This is a genomic window from uncultured Paraglaciecola sp. (assembly GCF_943787955.1).
Lineage (GTDB): Bacteria > Pseudomonadota > Gammaproteobacteria > Enterobacterales > Alteromonadaceae > Paraglaciecola.
Genome location: NZ_CALSOK010000004.1, coordinates 104,721 through 121,428 on the forward strand (window position 1 = coordinate 104,721; position 16,708 = coordinate 121,428).

Genomic DNA, 16,708 nt, shown 5'->3' on the forward strand with positions numbered 1-16,708 from the left:
AGTACGCTATAACAAAATAGAACGGTTTATATCTATTAACGTATTAAGTGGGTCGACTGATTGGGTAATCGGTCGACCTATCACTAAATAGTCTGAACCCGCATGAATAGCTTGTTTAGGTGTCATCACTCGTATTTGATCACCTTTCGCTGAGCCTTCAGGACGAATACCCGGTGTCACTAATTTAAAATCGTTGGCTATACTGGATTTAAGTACACTCGACTCTTTCGCCGAACACACTACCCCATCTAAACCGCAGTTGTGAGTTAGATGAGCCAATTTCAATACCTGTTGCTCAGGTGTGGAATCAATACCAATAGCGGTTAATTGCTGTTGATCCATACTCGTCAACACGGTAACCGCAATCAAAAGAGGCCTATTAGCGGCATACTTATCTAGACTTTTTCTGGCATATTCCATCATTTTAGGGCCACCAGTGGCATGCACGTTGACCATCCACACTCCTAAGTCAGCAGCAGCTTGGCAAGCCTTAGCAACAGTATTAGGAATATCGTGAAATTTTAAGTCTAGAAAAACATCGTAGTTTTTTGCAACAAGGCTTGATACAAAACTAGGGCCGAAGTGAGTGAACATCTCTTTGCCCACTTTTAGCCTGCACAATTTTGGATCAAGTTTATCAACAAAAGCCTCAGCTTTGATTTTTTGATCAAAATCAAGTGCCACAACAACTTTTGGATCTGTTTGAATATTTACCACGCTCTTATTTATCAAAGTCTTATTTATCAAACTACTCTCCGTCTAAGCCTTTAATTGGTTTAACCATTCCCCATTTTTTACATGATGGGCATAACCAGTGAATTTTACTCCCAGCAAACCCACAACTATGACATTTATATTTAGGTCGTTGGTTTATTTGTTCTTCTACTAACTCTTTGAGTAATAACAAACTATTAGTGGATTGCTCATGATCTTGTAGGTCTATGTACAAGCCCATTAATGTTTTAAAACCTTTCATAGTGGGATGTTTTTTCAATTGCTCTAACAACACTTGCGCTGCCTTTTCTGCTTCGCCGTCTTTTGCCATAAGTTTTACTTTAGCCAGGTAGGCTGTAGCACATTGCTGCCAGTATTCATCTAATACTTTATCCAGTTTTATGTGGTCATTCAGTTGCTCTGCACACTCCTCGATTAAGGGTACTGCCTCACTTAACCAACTCACATCACGACTAGGAATTTGGCTCAAACAATCAATAGCATCATCATATTTTTGTTGCTGCATGGCAATTTCACCTAACAGCAACCAAGGACGGACAGCTTTTATATCTGTAGTAATTGCCTTTTTGAGGCTCATTTCTGCTTCGATTAGGTGATCGTTTTTTATCTCAATACTGGCCTGTTCGCAATAAAAATGCGCTACCCGAGTGCATAACTCATCACTGTCTCCACCCGCACCAAGCATTTTTTCTGCCAACTCAATGGCTCTTGGCCATTCTTTGGTAGTTTGATAAATATTGAATAATTGGATTTGTGCATTGAGAAAATGTTTTTGGCTATTCAATAACTGTAAGAAAGCATTTTCAGCACGCTCTAAAAAGCCAGCCAAGATATAGTCTCGGCCCAATTCATATAAAGCAGCCTCACGTTGAAGTGCTAAAATTTGTTCTTTACTGACTAAGTTCTGATGCACCCTGATGGCTCGGTCAAGCTCACCTCTATGTCTGAAAAATTTACCCATAGCAATATGGGTTTCAACTGTGTCACTGTCCAAATCAATCATTTTAATCAGTGTATCAACAGCTTTATCAGGCTCATCAGAAAGTAGAAAGTTTAAGCCTCTGTAATAGTGTTTGGCCAGTATACTTGAATGTCTTTGATGCGCTTGACGGACACTGTTACGCCCCATCACCCAACCATATCCGGCAGCAACTGGTAATAATAAAAACAGGAGTTCTAACATTATATAACGTTAGTAGGCAGTGAGAGTTTTTTGTTTTTACGTTCTAAGCTACTAATACGCCACTTTAATCGTAAAATATAACCAATAAACAGCAACACAGAGAATGAAACCCCTATAGAAAATGTTACAGCTAATAATACTGACATACGCATTTCTGTCTCAGCAAGTATATAGTTAATTGGTACTAGCTGACTGTTCTGTGAACCGATAAATCCAGCAACAACGAGCATTAACAATACAAACAGTAGTAACAATAATCCTTTAACTCTCATTTCGTCCCCTTTGGGTTAGCTAATGTAAAATGATATTGCTTGTTAGCATAGTTTTGACTGCTGCTTTCATTGTTCAATGTATGTCTACATGATGAAGTAGTAGAATGTTATATTAACTCTAACAAAAACGGCACCCTAATTGGAGTGCCGTTTTTAAAAATATTTCTAAAAGATTAACTAACAAGAATCTCGTTGACTCTTTCTCGTAATTCTTTGCCCGGTTTGAAATGTGGAACGTACTTACCGTCTAATTTCACAGTTTCACCCGTTTTAGGATTACGACCAACTCGTGGTGCTCGATAATGTAGAGAAAAACTACCAAAACCTCTAATCTCGATGCGCTCACCTTTTTGTAAAGTTTGCGCCATCTGTTCTAGCATTTCTTTTATCGATAACTCCACGTCCTTGGAAGGAACCTGACGCATTTTATCGGCCAATCTTTCTATCAGTTCTGACTTAGTCATAAATTAAACTCTCTGTCATTCAAAAAATTGTATATACCGATAATAAGCGCGTTAATTTAATTGTCAAAATTATTAATTTGAAAAAATAATTAACACGCCTGCATATGACGTCAATTAGTCGCTTTTAGCGGCTTTAAATGCATCAGCAAAAGCATTAGTGAAACCAACATCTTCTTGTTGATTCACTTTATCTAGCGCGTCTTTCTCATCTGCATGGTCTTTCGCTTTGACGGATAAGTTAACGATGCGATTCTTACGATCAACGCCCATAAACTTGGCTTCGATTTCAGTATCAACACTGACTACTGTAGATGCATCTTCAACACGGTCACGTGCTAAGTCAGCTATGCGGATGTAACCTTCAACTTCGTCACCAAGCTTAACGGTTACGCCTTTAGCGTCAACTGCAGTCACCATTCCAGTTACGATAGTACCTTTCTTAGTGTCAGTGATGTACTGATTGAAAGGGTCTTCTTCGATTTGTTTAACACCAAGAGAGATACGCTCACGCTCTGGATCAACCTGAAGAACAACAGCAGATATTTCGTCGCCTTTCTTATAATCACTAACCGCTTCTTCACCCGTCTTATTCCAAGAAATATCAGATAAGTGAACTAGGCCGTCTATGCCGCCATCAAGACCGATGAAGATACCAAAATCAGTGATAGATTTTATCTTACCGCTAACTTTATCGCCTTTACTTTGTGCTTTAGCAAATTCTTCCCAAGGGTTGGGTATACATTGTTTAAGGCCAAGAGAAATACGACGACGTTCTTCGTCAATTTCAAGCACCATAACTTCACAAACATCGCCAAGGTTAACCACTTTAGATGGGTGGATGTTTTTATTAGTCCAATCCATTTCTGAAACATGAACCAAACCTTCAACGCCGTCTTCGATTTCTACGAAACAACCGTAATCAGTTAAGTTAGTCACTGCGCCGCTTAATTTAGCGCCTTCAGGGTAACGGTTAGCAATTTCTTGCCAAGGATCGTTGCCCATCTGCTTCATACCAAGAGAAACACGAGATTTTTCTTTGTCGAATTTCAATACTTTAACGTTGATTTCATCACCAACATTAACGATTTCACTTGGGTGCTTAACACGTTTCCAAGCCATATCTGTGATGTGTAGAAGACCATCTACACCACCTAAGTCAACAAACGCACCGTAATCAGTGAGGTTCTTAACGATACCTTTAACTTCATGACCTTCTTCAAGGTTAGCAAGAAGCGTATCACGCTCTGCACTGCTTTCTGCCTCGATGACAGCACGACGAGAAACAACAACGTTATTACGTTTTGCGTCAAGTTTGATAACTTTAAATTCTAATTCTTTGCCTTCAAGATGAGTGGTATCACGAACGGGACGTACATCAACCAAAGAACCTGGTAAGAAAGCACGAACTGTGTTCACTTCAACCGTGAAGCCACCTTTAACTTTACCGTTAATAACACCTATGATGGTTTCTTTTTCAGTGTAAGCTTTTTCTAATTCTACCCAAGCTTCATGGCGTTTCGCTTTTTCGCGAGATAAAATTGTTTCACCGAAACCATCTTCTATGGCATCCAAAGCAACATCAATTACATCACCTACAACAACATCAAGCTCGCCTTCGGCGTTTCTAAATTGTTCTACAGGGATGGCGCTTTCAGATTTAAGACCAGCATCAACAAGCACGATATCTTTATCAATTGATACGATAGTACCTTTAACGATAGAGCCTGGACGGGTTTCAATTACTTTTAAACTTTCTTCAAATAGATCAGCAAAATTTTCAATCATAGTGTTTAATAAATTTCTTTTTGACATCCACGTTACAATCCAGTGAGCGCGGGGTTGTTATTCATAACCAAATCTTCCTAATTTGGCAGGCTTTTACTACTTAACTATTTACTGAAGTAGATGCTTTAGTTAATTTCTCTTCAATAAACATTTCAATTTTTTCAATCACTTGCTCTATACTCAACAAAGTTGAATCAAGAACCAATGCGTCTCTCGCTGGTAATAAAGGGGCAACAGTTCGATTTGCGTCTCTGTCGTCACGTGCCTTTATGTCAGCTAAAAGGCGCAGCATACTAACATCATGCCCCTTATCTTTCAACTGCTTAAAGCGCCTATCGGCGCGTTCCTCGGCGCTGGCAGTTAGGAATATTTTCACCTCAGCTTCAGGGAAAACTACTGTGCCCATATCCCGCCCGTCAGCCACTAAACCTGGTGCCTGTTTAAAACCTCTTTGGCGTCTCAGTAAAGCTTCGCGAATTGAAGGTAATGCTGCTATTTTTGATGCAGTGGCGCCTACCTCTTCTGTGCGGATAGTATCGCTAACATCTTCACCTTCCAATATGACTCTTACACCATGTTCTGTCGTTTCAAAGCTTACATCTAAACCTGACGCTAAAGGTAACAGACCTGACTCGTCTTCCGCTGGAATTTGATGATGCAGTGAAGCAACAGCCAAAACGCGATAAATGGCTCCACTGTCTAAAAAGTGCCAACCCAATTTTTTTGCTAACAAATTACTGGCTGTTCCTTTACCTGCTCCGCTTGGACCGTCTATAGTTATGACAGATTCTGTGTACATGTGCTCTCCTGAGCATAAGAAAATCGGGCGCAATTATACGGATAGATACTAGATAAGCAATGACACTGAGGTCACAATTTTTAACATTAAATTTATTCACCCTAAAACAGTAGTATTAAAGGCAATAGTCCCTTGCCCGAAAGGTCTACTTGCAAATAGTCGCAAATCTGTCGAAATAATCAGGAAAAGTTTTTGCTGTACATTTAGGGTCATTGATCGTCACTGCAGTATCACTTAACGCAACAAGCGAAAAACACATGGCCACTCGGTGATCGTTGTAAGTATCAATTTCTGCATGTATTAGCTTTTGAGGTGGTGTAATGGATATAAAATCTTCGCCTTCTTCCACTATCGCCCCCACTTTTCTCAGCTCACAGCTCATTGCTGCTAAGCGATCTGTTTCTTTTACTCGCCAGTTGTAGATGTTTCTGATTGATGTGGTACCAGTAGCAAAAAGCGCAGTAGTAGCGATGGTCATGGCCGCATCAGGGATATGATTCATATCCAAATCTACGGCTTTTAATGGTGCACTTGAAACTTCAATAAATTCATCTTGCCAAATCACTTTCGCGCCCATTTTTTCAAGTACTCTGGCAAAATGAATATCACCTTGAATACTATTTTTACCAATACCCGTCACCCTTACTGTGCCTCCTTTAATCGCACCAGCAGCAAGAAAATAAGAAGCAGATGAAGCATCACCTTCCACCATAAAATGTCCAGGCGATTGGTATTGCTGCTGCCCTTTGACTTTAAATTGTTGGTAATTTTGATTTTCAACATCAATACCAAATTGCGCCATAGTGTGCAGTGTAATATCGATATAAGGCTTAGAGACCAAATCACCGATAATAACAATAGTGGTATCTTGCTCAAATAAAGGAGCGCTCATTAGCAAAGCCGTAAGAAATTGACTAGATACACTACCATCCACCGTAACGCTTCCACCTTTCAGTGCATGGCCTTTAATTAATAAAGGTGGGTAATTAACATTCTTTAAATAATCTATCTTAGCCCCTGCTTGGAGCAAAGAATCGACTAGGGCACCTATGGGTCGTTCTTCCATTCGAGGCTCACCTGTCAACTCAAATTCTCCATGGCTGCAGGCCAGTGCAGCACATAACGGTCGCATAGCCGTACCTGCATTACCCAAAAATAACGTTACCGGTTTTGACACTTTAAACACACCGGCGTTACCCGTTACCCAACACTGGGTTTTACATTCAGATAACCGATAACTAATATTCAATTTAGTTAATGCATTCAGCATATGATGAATGTCTTCGCTGTCTAACAAGTTAGTTAAATGCGTTTCACCATTGGCAAGTGCTGCAAGCAGTAACGCACGGTTAGACAAACTTTTTGAACCCGGCACATTTACTGTTCCGTCCACTTTACCAATGGGCGAAAGATGTAATTGCTCCATTATTTGTGTCTCCTAGCGAAATCTCGCATAAATTTAGTTAGCGCGTGTACACCTTCAATAGGCATAGCATTATAAATACTAGCACGCATGCCACCCACATTACGGTGGCCTTTGAGTGCGGTTAATCCTGCTTGTTCTGATTCTTTAATAAAAGTGGTATCAAGATTTGTATTAGTAAGATGAAAGGTTACATTCATTTTTGAACGAAAATCAGGGTGAACTTTATTTAGATAAAACCCATTTTCATCAATACAATCATATAACAGTGCTGCTTTTTGAGCATTTGTCTGGGCAATACTTTCAACACCTCCTTGTTCTTTGAGCCACTTAAATACCAAACCAGCTAAATACCATGAATAAGTAGGTGGTGTATTGTACATGGATCCGAAATCAGCCATGGTTTTATAATGCAAAAAAGTGGGCGTTTCAGGCATCGCAAAATTTAACAGATCATCCCTGACAATCACTACCGATAACCCCGAGGGCCCGATGTTTTTCTGTGCACCAGCATAAATCACTCCAAACCGAGAGACATCTATTGGTCTTGATAAAATATTAGACGACATATCCACTACCAATGGCACGTCGCCAGAATCTGGTATGTTATTGATCTCTATTCCATCGACTGTTTCATTTGAACAATAATGGAAATAAGCACTTTTTTGATCAACTTGAGCTGCAGTAATACTTGGGACAGTGCTCAAACCATCTTGCATAACTATTTCGCCCACAACGTTTGTTTTCAAAAATTTACTGGCTTCTTTTAACGCACCTACAGACCAAGAGCCAGTTAGTAAAAATTCGGCGGAATCGGCTCTCATTTTCAAATTCATTGGTAAGGCAGAGAACTGCCCTCTTCCTCCTCCCTGTGCGAACAATACTTTATAGTTATCAGGTACTGTGAGAAGTTCTCTTAAGTCCTGTTCTGCCGTTTCAGCTACTGCAATATATTCCTGACTGCGATGACTAATTTCCATCACAGAACGGCCCATGGATTGCCAATCTAAAAACTCTGATTGCGCTTTTTGCATCACAGGTGCAGGTAACATAGCTGGACCAGCAGAAAAGTTGTAAATTTTTGTCATTTTGTTACCAAAAAAAACGAGCGGCATTAGCCACTCGTTATTGTTTCTAATTTATCGATATTAATACCTATAAATCAGTCAGTTTCCATATCTTTCAATATAAAAAATAGGACTCTCTTATTCGTCTTCGTTATCTTGGATGGTGTCATCCGAGCTGTTATCAATAACGTCATCCATGCTTTGCTCAGCAACGGCCCCAATGACTTCAACTTCTTCGCCTTCGACTAACTCAATTTCCAGCTCTTCGATTTCGTCGATTCGCTGCAAGCCAACAACGTGTTCACCTTCAATGGTACGTATTAAACGCACACCTTGAGTATTACGGCCAACAGTCGACACTTCTTCAACACGTGTTCTAACGAGTGTGCCTTGGTCACTGATAAGCATAATCTCATCGCTATCGTTGACCTGGACTGCGCCGACTACCTTACCGTTTCGCTCAGATACTTTGATAGATACTACGCCTTGTGTGGCTCGACTCTTAGCAGGGTAATCAGAAACTGGGGTACGCTTACCGAAGCCATTTTCAGTGGCAGTCAAAATAGCCCCATCACCTTTAGGGACAATCAGCGAAATCACTTTTTGACCATCTTTTAAGCGAATGCCCCGCACACCTGTGGCGGTTCGGCCCATAGGACGTAATGCCAGCAGCTCTTCACCCGTTTCTGGATCAAGTTTGACATTTCCGGTGTCAGCCTCACGTTGTTTCTCATTAAAACGTACGACTTTACCCGCGTCTGAGAACAACATAATATCGTCATTCCCATGAGTAATATCAACACCAATTAACTCATCGCCTTCATTCAAGTTGACCGCAATAATGCCGTTAGCTCTTGGACGAGAATAAGAAGTTAACGCAGTTTTCTTCACTGTACCGTTAGCGGTTGCCATTAATACATATTTACCTTCTTCAAATTCTTGAATAGGTAATATAGCGGTGATGCGTTCATTTTCTTCAAGTGGAAGAATATTGATGATTGGTCGGCCACGAGCATTTCTGCTGGCAAGCGGTAATTGATATACTTTCAACCAGTACAAACGGCCTCGAGTTGAGAAGCATAAAATATGATCATGGGTGTTGGCTACGAGTAACTTTTCTATGAAATCTTCATTTTTCATTTTAGTAGCTGATTTACCACGGCCACCACGGCGTTGTGATTCATAATCATTTAACTTTTGATATTTGACATAGCCTTCATGAGATAAGGTCACTACGACTTCTTCTCGCTCAATCAAATCTTCAATATCGATATCGTGAGACGCTGCGGTGATCACAGTACGACGAGCATCACCATATTCATCACGAATAGCTTCAAGCTCTTCACGAATAATCTCCATCAAACGTTTGGGGCTGTTTAATATGTGTAACAACTCGGCAATGAAATCAAGTAACTCTTTGTATTCAGACAATATTTTGTCATGTTCCAAACCAGTTAGCTTATTCAAACGTAAATCAAGGATGGCTTGAGCTTGTTGTTCAGTTAAATAATATAACCCATCACGAATGCCAAACTCTGGTTCTAACCAATCAGGCCGTGCTGCATCGTTACCTGAACGTTCCAGCATTTCAGCTACATCACCCAAAGACCAACCTTGTGCGGTCAAAGATACTTTGGCCTCAGCTGGGCTTTTAGACGCTTTAATCATCGCAATGATAGGGTCGATATTAACCAGTGCTATGGCTAAGCCTTCAAGGATATGAGCACGTTCCCGCGCCTTTTTCAGTTCGAAGACTGAACGCCGCGTGACGACCTCGCGGCGATGTAATATAAACGCCTTGAGGATATCCATAAGATTGAAAATTTTAGGCTGGGTCTTATCTAGTGCCACCATATTGATACCAAACACAGTTTGCATTTGAGTTTGAGAGTAAAGGTGGTTTAGTAGTACTTCTGCAGATTCATTGCGTTTCACTTCAACAACAATGCGCATACCGTCTTTATCAGACTCGTCACGCAGGGCAGAAATGCCTTCAATTTTTTTATCTTTAACCAGGTCAGCGATTTTTTCAATCAAACGCGCTTTGTTCACCTGATAAGGAATTTCGTGAACAATGATGGTTTCTTTACCGTTGTCTTCAGTTTCAATTTCAGCACGAGCACGCATATAAATTTTGCCGCGACCTGTACGATAGGCTTCTTCAATGCCCTTTCTACCACTAATAAATGCGGCAGTGGGGAAATCAGGACCTGGAATGCGTTCAATTAATTCTTCGATAGTGATGTCAGGATTATCAACCATCGCGATACAACCATTCACCACTTCAGTGAGGTTATGTGGCGGTATATTGGTCGCCATACCTACTGCAATCCCAGAAGAACCATTAATCAACAAATTAGGTACTCTGGTTGGTAAAACGTTAGGAATAAATTCCGACTCGTCATAATTGGGTACAAAATCAACAGTTTCTTTTTCTAAATCAGCCAATAATTCGTGGGCAATTTTTGACATACGAATTTCGGTGTAACGCATAGCCGCCGCTGAATCACCGTCGACCGAACCAAAGTTACCTTGACCATCAACTAACATATACCTAAGGGAGAAAGGCTGAGCCATACGTACAATAGCTTCATAAACAGCTGAATCACCATGAGGGTGATATTTACCTATTACGTCACCGACCACACGGGCAGATTTTTTATAAGGTTTATTAAAATCGTTTTTCAATTCGTTCATGGCGAATAAAATCCGGCGATGAACCGGCTTTAATCCATCTCGAACATCAGGCAGCGCCCTGCCAACAATAACACTCATCGCATAGTCGAGATAAGAATTTTTAAGTTCTTCTTCTATATTAATTGGAAGAATTTCATGGGCGTGTTCAGTCATATACAGCCTTGTCCCTAGTCGTTATTATTAGAATACTAGTTAAGTGAAATTCGTATGGTCAATTTCAAGCTAGAACTCAAAATTAGGTTTACGTTTTCACCTAAATTTATCTTTATTTTCAACCGACTGATCTTATCATCTACGAATTAAAATGAATAGAAAGAAGTCACGCCTGTAGTAATCAAACATGTAGAAAATTAACAAACATGCGATTTTATTTGCCCAAGTAGTAGATTAAGATGGTATTAACTAAGATAAAATTGATAATCAGGTCAAATGTGAAATATGCAAAATAAACAAAATGTGGATCATAACGAAATACAAAAGTTTTCTGAGTTAGCTTCAAGATGGTGGGATCTTGCTGGTGAGTTCAAACCTTTGCATCAAATCAATCCTTTAAGAACAGATTATATTCAACAACATTGTGACGGTTTATCAGAAAAAAAAGTATTAGATGTAGGATGTGGTGGTGGTATTCTGGCAGAAAGCATGGCACGTCATGGTGCGCAAGTAACGGGCATTGACATGGGTGAAGCCCCCCTAGAAATCGCCCGTTTACACGGATTGGAATCAGGTTTAATTGCAGACTATCAGCAGACTACAGCCGAGGAATTTGCCGAAAAATATCCAGCTAGATTTGATGTGGTAACCTGTATGGAGATGCTAGAACATGTCCCTGACCCCAGCTCTGTGGTTCAAGCATGTTATCGATTAGTGAAGCCCGGTGGACATGTGTTTTTTTCTACCTTGAACCGAAATATTAAATCTTACTTGATGGCGGTAGTGGGCGCTGAGTATGTGTTAGGTCTAGTACCAAAAGGCACTCACCAACACGACAAGTTTATTAAACCTTCAGAATTAATGTCTTGGATAGATGACACACAACTTTCGGTGCAAAGGATCATCGGTTTGCATATGAACCCCATTAGCCAAGAATATTATTTGTCGAATCAAAATGTTGATGTGAACTATATCCTTCATTGTCGAAATAGTGATGTTTAGATGTTAAAAAAACCAAATGCAATTTTATTTGACCTTGATGGCACACTACTAGATACAGCAAGAGACTTAGGAAATGCTTTAAATCAAATATTGGTAGGTCTAAAACGCCCAACTGTGGATTATAAAATTTACCGTAACATAGCCTCTGATGGGGCCAAAGGTATGCTTGAATTAGGTTTTGGGGAAGATCTAAAAGATTATGATTTTGCTGGCTTGCGGCAACAATTTTTAGATTATTATGAAAATAATATATGTGTAGAGACTGAATATTTTGTTGGTGTTGAAAGTTTATTGTTGGCACTGAATCAAAATAAAGTTCCATGGGGCATAGTTACTAACAAACCAGAATTTTTAACGTTGCAGTTAATCACCTCATTCCCCCTTCTACAAAACTGTGGGGTAATTATAAGTGGTGATACTTTAAGCGAGAGAAAACCCCACCCATTGCCTTTGTTGCATGCCGAAGAAAAACTTGAACTCGCATTACCTAATACATGGTACATAGGAGATGCTAAGCGAGATATTCAGGCGGCTAATTCTGCGAATATGTTTAGTGTGATTGCACAATATGGTTATATCTCTGATATACAACAAACTAAAAGCTGGAATGCGGACCTTAGTATTGATAGCCCCGGAGAATTATTAGGTTATTTTTAAGCCAACAAAATAACGCTATTTTATAAGAAAACACGACATCTAGTGCTTACTGTCTATTTTTACCCCTTTATATCGATAAATGATAACCATTGTTTTTTTACATTAAAAAAGTTTAATAAAAAAATATCGTTATTTTCTTCTTGCATTTCGATTAACCGAAACTCAAAAGGCGGTTTTAGGTGAGTCACTACTAACTTTTTGTTACTGCACCAAGACCGCACACAAAAACACTATATGTTGGGTTGCAATGGATCAAAAACCTCACTATCTTGTGTTGTGTTGATTATGAGAATGCAACTGAATAACAAATTTAAGAACAGCAAATACTTGTTAGAATTAACAAATAATTAAAGGCACAGGGGTAAGCAACTCCAAAGATGCATTTTGTGCTAAGTAAAAGTTATCTATTTGACTTAAGAAAATAAAGAAACGGCTGAAAACATGAATAACAATTTATACGTCACCAAACGTACTGGCGAACGCGAAATTATAGACTTGGATAAAATCCACAAAGTAATCGAATGGGCAGCTAAAGGATTAAATAACGTTTCCGTTTCGCAAGTAGAAATAAAAGCACACATTCAGTTCTATGATGGTATTAAAACCGCCGATATCCACGAAACTCTCATTCGTTCTGCTGCCGACCTTATTTCAACAGATTGCCCGGACTATCAATATTTAGCTGCGCGATTAGCCATATTTCATTTACGCAAGAAATCCTATGGTCGTTTTGAACCACCTGTTTTAAAAGACCATGTTAAGAATATGGTTGATAAAGGCAAGTACGATAAGCATTTACTGCAAGATTACAGCCCCGCCGAATTCGATGAAATGGATAACTACCTTGACCATTGGCGTGATATGAATTTCAGTTATGCTGCAGTTAAACAACTTGAAGGAAAGTACTTAGTTCAAAACCGTGTAACTGGCGAAATTTACGAAAGTGCGCAGTTTCTTTACATATTAGTGGCGGCTTGTTTATTTGCTAAACATGAAAAAAACACGCGTATGGATTACATCAAACGTTTTTATGATGCGACGTCTAAGTTCAAAATTTCGTTACCCACACCAATTATGGCTGGCGTCAGAACCCCTACACGTCAATTTAGTTCGTGTGTGTTAATCGAAGCCGGTGACAGTCTAGACTCAATTAATGCCACAGCCAGCGCCATAGTAAAATATGTTAGCCAACGTGCGGGAATTGGTGTTAATGCGGGGCGTATTCGAGCATTAGGTAGCCCGATCCGTGGTGGCGAAGCCTTTCATACAGGTTGTATTCCTTTTTACAAGCATTTCCAAACAGCGGTAAAAAGTTGTTCTCAAGGGGGGGTGCGTGGTGGCGCTGCAACATTGTTTTATCCCTTGTGGCATCTAGAAGTCGAATCACTTTTGGTCTTGAAAAATAATCGAGGCGTTGAAGAAAACCGTGTACGACATCTGGACTATGGTGTGCAGTTTAATAAGCTTATGTATACCCGCTTAATCAAAGATCAGCACATTACCCTGTTTAGCCCTTCAGATACGCCAGGACTTTACGACGCTTTCTTTGCTGACCAAGATGAATTCGAACGTTTATATGCACAGTACGAAAATGATGAAAGCATCCGTAAAAAACACATCAAAGCCATTGAGTTATTCAGCATATTTATGCAAGAGCGGGCCAGTACTGGACGTATTTATTTGCAGAATGTTGATCACTGCAATACTCACAGCCCATTCAACCCTAACTTGGCTCCGGTTCGTCAAAGCAATTTATGTTTAGAAATCGCCTTACCGACTAAACCTTTGGAGCATGTGAATGATGAGAATGGCGAAATTGCTCTATGTACCTTGTCAGCGTTTAACTTAGGTGCAATCGAAAGTATAGACGAGTTTGCTGAGCTGTCTGATTTAGCGGTACGTGCACTCGATAATTTACTGGATTACCAAGATTACCCTGTTCCTGCAGCGTTAAACGCCACAATGGGTCGGCGCACATTAGGTATAGGTGTCATTAATTTTGCTTATTATCTCGCTAAAAATGGTGTGAAATATTCAGACGGTAGTGCTAATGGCTTAGTACATAGAACTTTCGAATCCATGCAATATCATTTGATGCAAGCGTCTTGTAATTTAGCCAAAGAAAAAGGGGCTTGTCCTAAATTCGACGAAACCACTTATTTCCAAGGCCTAATGCCAATTGATACTTATAAAAAGGAGCTTGATAAAATTTGTGACGAGCCGCTGCATTGTGACTGGAATTCACTCAGAGCCGATATTAAACAATATGGTTTACGCAACAGCACACTGTCGGCCTTGATGCCCTCAGAAACATCGTCGCAAATATCAAATGCGACAAATGGAATTGAACCTCCTCGGGGTCATATCAGTATAAAGTCCAGCAAGGATGGCGTGTTAAAACAAGTTGTACCTGAATACGAAAGACTTAAGGGCAAATACGAGTTGTTATGGGACTTACCATCAAACGATGGTTACTTGCAGCTGGCTGGGATTATGCAAAAATTTGTTGACCAAACCATATCTGCTAACACCAGTTACGACCCAAATAATTACGAAGGTGGCAAAGTGCCTATGAAGTTACTGATTCAAGACTTGTTGACCACCTACAAACTTGGAATTAAAACGCTGTACTACCATAATACTCGTGACGGAGCAGACGACCCTACTCAACAAGAACTGTCTAACCAAGAGTTTGTGCCTAAAGAAGTGGTAATAGAAGAAGATGATGATTGCGCAGGTGGCGCTTGTAAAATATAGATTTCAGTAAGCTGCATTAGCAGCTTTTTTCTGAGTGGTTTGAATTTTTAATGGCAACAATAATTAATGAAATATACAACTTTTAATCAAATAAATAATAACCCTTTGACAGAGCCAATGTTTTTTGGAAACCCAGTCAATGTGGCGCGTTATGACCAACAAAAGCATACAATTTTTGAAAAGTTGATTGAAAAACAAATTAGCTTTTTTTGGCGCCCTGAAGAAGTTGATGTAAGTAAAGACAGAGTCGATTTTCAAAAGCTAAGTGACTCAGAAAAGCATATTTTTATCTCTAACCTGAAATATCAAACATTGCTTGATTCAATTCAAGGTAGAAGTCCTAACATCGCTTTTTTGCCCATTATTTCTATACCAGAATTAGAAACATGGGTAGAAACATGGTCATTTTTTGAAACTATTCACTCTCGCTCATATACCCATATTTTACGGAACCTGTTTGGTGATCCCAGTAGCATTTTTGACGATATTGTTGAAAATGAAGAAATAAAGAAACGTGCTGCAGATATATCAAAATATTATGACGACCTCATTTTCGCCACCCAACTGTGGCAAACTTTAGGTGAAGGGACACACACCATTAAAGGTGAGACTCATGTCATTACAATGCGTGAACTTAAGAAAAAGTTATATCTGTGCATGAATTCAGTCAACGCTTTAGAAGCCATACGTTTTTATGTGTCTTTTGCTTGTACTTTTGCCTTTGCAGAGCGCGAATTGATGGAAGGTAATTCGAAAATCATTCGTTTGATTGCTCGTGATGAAAACTTACATCTCACCTCTACTCAACATGTGTTGAACCTTTGGGCTAAAGGCAAAGATGACCCGGAAATGGCCGAAATTGCTGAGGAATGTAAGGAAGAAGCCACACAAATATTCCTTCATGCTGTTGAGCAAGAAAAAGAATGGGCTGTATTTTTATTTCAGCATGGCTCCATGATCGGACTGAATAAAGAAATCCTTTGTCAATACGTTGAGTTTATTGCTAATCATCGTATGTCTGCCATAGGCTTAGGGCAGCCGTTTTGACATAAAGAATAACCCACTACCTTGGATGAATAACTACTTAAGTTCTGACAACGTTCAAGTGGCGCCTCAGGAGTCTGAAATAAGCTCTTACCTGGTAGGCCAAATTGACTCAGAAGTCAGTGCTGAAGATTTTGGTGACTTTGATTTATAACCTTAGAAACCGGAGTTAACCGCTAGAAGTGACGTTTTACACACTGAATAATATAAACATAAATGTTATTTCGTGGCCCATCACAGCGGTGAAAGTGCTAAAGACACTGTGGCTGTTTGAAAATCGCTGCCACGTTGCGAATTGTATAAGAGGAATAACCAATTATTGTAATTCAAGCATTGCGCCAAGGTTTATTTCCAGCCCCTCAACCCCTGTCCAACCGCAGATTTAGGTTAAATCAGATGAGTAAAAACAGTGACAGTTTCATGGTGATGATAAAGGGTCATAAAACTGTCCAACACCCACCCAATAATACCCTGCTTGAAACACTCGAACAGCATGAGATTGAGATTCAATACCATTGCCGTGAGGGTTTTTGTGGCGCCTGCAGAAGCAAACTCATTTGCGGGGAAGTAAAATACACGACGGATCCACTGGCGTTTATAGATGATGATGAGATATTACCTTGTTGCTGTATTCCAACTAGTAATATTGAAGTTGAACTAGGCTAGGCTG

The 16,708-nt window shown here is 39.7% G+C and carries 13 protein-coding genes and 1 pseudogene; 5 read left to right on the top strand and 9 right to left on the bottom strand.

Translation table 11 applies throughout. From position 1 onward, the window contains the following. Window positions 1-6 precede the first annotated feature (6 nt). The 9 genes from pyrF to gyrA form a co-directional block, all read right to left on the bottom strand. Entirely contained in the window at window positions 7-744 is a 738-nt protein-coding gene (gene pyrF, locus Q0Y52_RS04320; RefSeq protein ID WP_297818586.1) for an orotidine-5'-phosphate decarboxylase, read from the bottom strand. A 4-nt stretch (window positions 745-748) separates the two neighbouring features. Continuing rightward, window positions 749-1,918, bottom strand: a complete 1,170-nt coding sequence (lapB, locus tag Q0Y52_RS04325) for a lipopolysaccharide assembly protein LapB (protein WP_297818460.1) — start codon at window positions 1,916-1,918, stop codon at window positions 749-751. Beyond that, a complete protein-coding gene (locus Q0Y52_RS04330) occupies window positions 1,918-2,190 on the bottom strand; it encodes a LapA family protein (protein ID WP_297818463.1) in 273 nt (90 codons plus the stop codon). The genes lapB and Q0Y52_RS04330 overlap by 1 nt, the downstream gene beginning before the upstream one ends. 173 nt (window positions 2,191-2,363) lie before the next feature. Next, window positions 2,364-2,654 carry an integration host factor subunit beta gene (ihfB, locus tag Q0Y52_RS04335; protein WP_297818467.1) on the bottom strand — a complete coding sequence of 97 codons (291 nt, stop codon included), beginning with the start codon at window positions 2,652-2,654 and terminating at the stop codon, window positions 2,364-2,366. 114 nt (window positions 2,655-2,768) lie between these two features. Further along, window positions 2,769-4,439 carry a 30S ribosomal protein S1 gene (gene rpsA, locus Q0Y52_RS04340; protein ID WP_297818589.1) on the bottom strand — a complete coding sequence of 557 codons (1,671 nt, stop codon included), beginning with the start codon at window positions 4,437-4,439 and terminating at the stop codon, window positions 2,769-2,771. 100 nt (window positions 4,440-4,539) lie between these two features. Continuing rightward, the gene (gene cmk, locus Q0Y52_RS04345) at window positions 4,540-5,238 is read right to left on the bottom strand and encodes a (d)CMP kinase (protein WP_297818470.1); all 699 of its coding nucleotides are present in this window, start codon (window positions 5,236-5,238) and stop codon (window positions 4,540-4,542) included. Between the two features lie 145 nt (window positions 5,239-5,383). Next, entirely contained in the window at window positions 5,384-6,664 is a 1,281-nt protein-coding gene (gene aroA, locus Q0Y52_RS04350; RefSeq protein WP_297818473.1) for a 3-phosphoshikimate 1-carboxyvinyltransferase, read from the bottom strand. Then, window positions 6,664-7,749, bottom strand: coding sequence for a 3-phosphoserine/phosphohydroxythreonine transaminase (gene serC, locus Q0Y52_RS04355; RefSeq protein ID WP_297818476.1), 1,086 nt, complete (start codon window positions 7,747-7,749; stop codon window positions 6,664-6,666). Before serC ends, aroA begins: the two co-directional genes overlap by 1 nt. Window positions 7,750-7,866: 117 nt before the next feature. Next, on the bottom strand, window positions 7,867-10,578 hold the full coding sequence (gene gyrA / locus Q0Y52_RS04360; protein WP_297818479.1) for a DNA topoisomerase (ATP-hydrolyzing) subunit A: 2,712 nt from the start codon (window positions 10,576-10,578) through the stop codon (window positions 7,867-7,869). 285 nt (window positions 10,579-10,863) lie between these two features. Between gyrA and ubiG the strand changes: the two genes are divergently transcribed. The 5 genes and pseudogenes from ubiG to yfaE all read left to right on the top strand — a co-directional run bounded on the left by ubiG (window position 10,864) and on the right by yfaE (window position 16,704). Beyond that, the gene (ubiG, locus tag Q0Y52_RS04365) at window positions 10,864-11,580 is read left to right on the top strand and encodes a bifunctional 2-polyprenyl-6-hydroxyphenol methylase/3-demethylubiquinol 3-O-methyltransferase UbiG (RefSeq protein ID WP_297818482.1); all 717 of its coding nucleotides are present in this window, start codon (window positions 10,864-10,866) and stop codon (window positions 11,578-11,580) included. Then, window positions 11,581-12,237, top strand: coding sequence for an HAD-IA family hydrolase (locus Q0Y52_RS04370; protein WP_297818485.1), 657 nt, complete (start codon window positions 11,581-11,583; stop codon window positions 12,235-12,237). It abuts the gene before it with no gap. Window positions 12,238-12,678: 441 nt separating this feature from the next. Continuing rightward, window positions 12,679-14,994 (top strand): class 1a ribonucleoside-diphosphate reductase subunit alpha, encoded by a 2,316-nt coding sequence (nrdA, locus tag Q0Y52_RS04375; protein WP_297818488.1) that lies wholly within the window; start codon window positions 12,679-12,681, stop codon window positions 14,992-14,994. 66 nt (window positions 14,995-15,060) lie between these two features. Beyond that, window positions 15,061-16,192: pseudogene (gene nrdB, locus Q0Y52_RS04380) on the top strand (class Ia ribonucleoside-diphosphate reductase subunit beta). Between the two features lie 242 nt (window positions 16,193-16,434). After that, window positions 16,435-16,704, top strand: coding sequence for a class I ribonucleotide reductase maintenance protein YfaE (yfaE, locus tag Q0Y52_RS04385; protein WP_297818491.1), 270 nt, complete (start codon window positions 16,435-16,437; stop codon window positions 16,702-16,704). Window positions 16,705-16,708 lie beyond the last annotated feature (4 nt).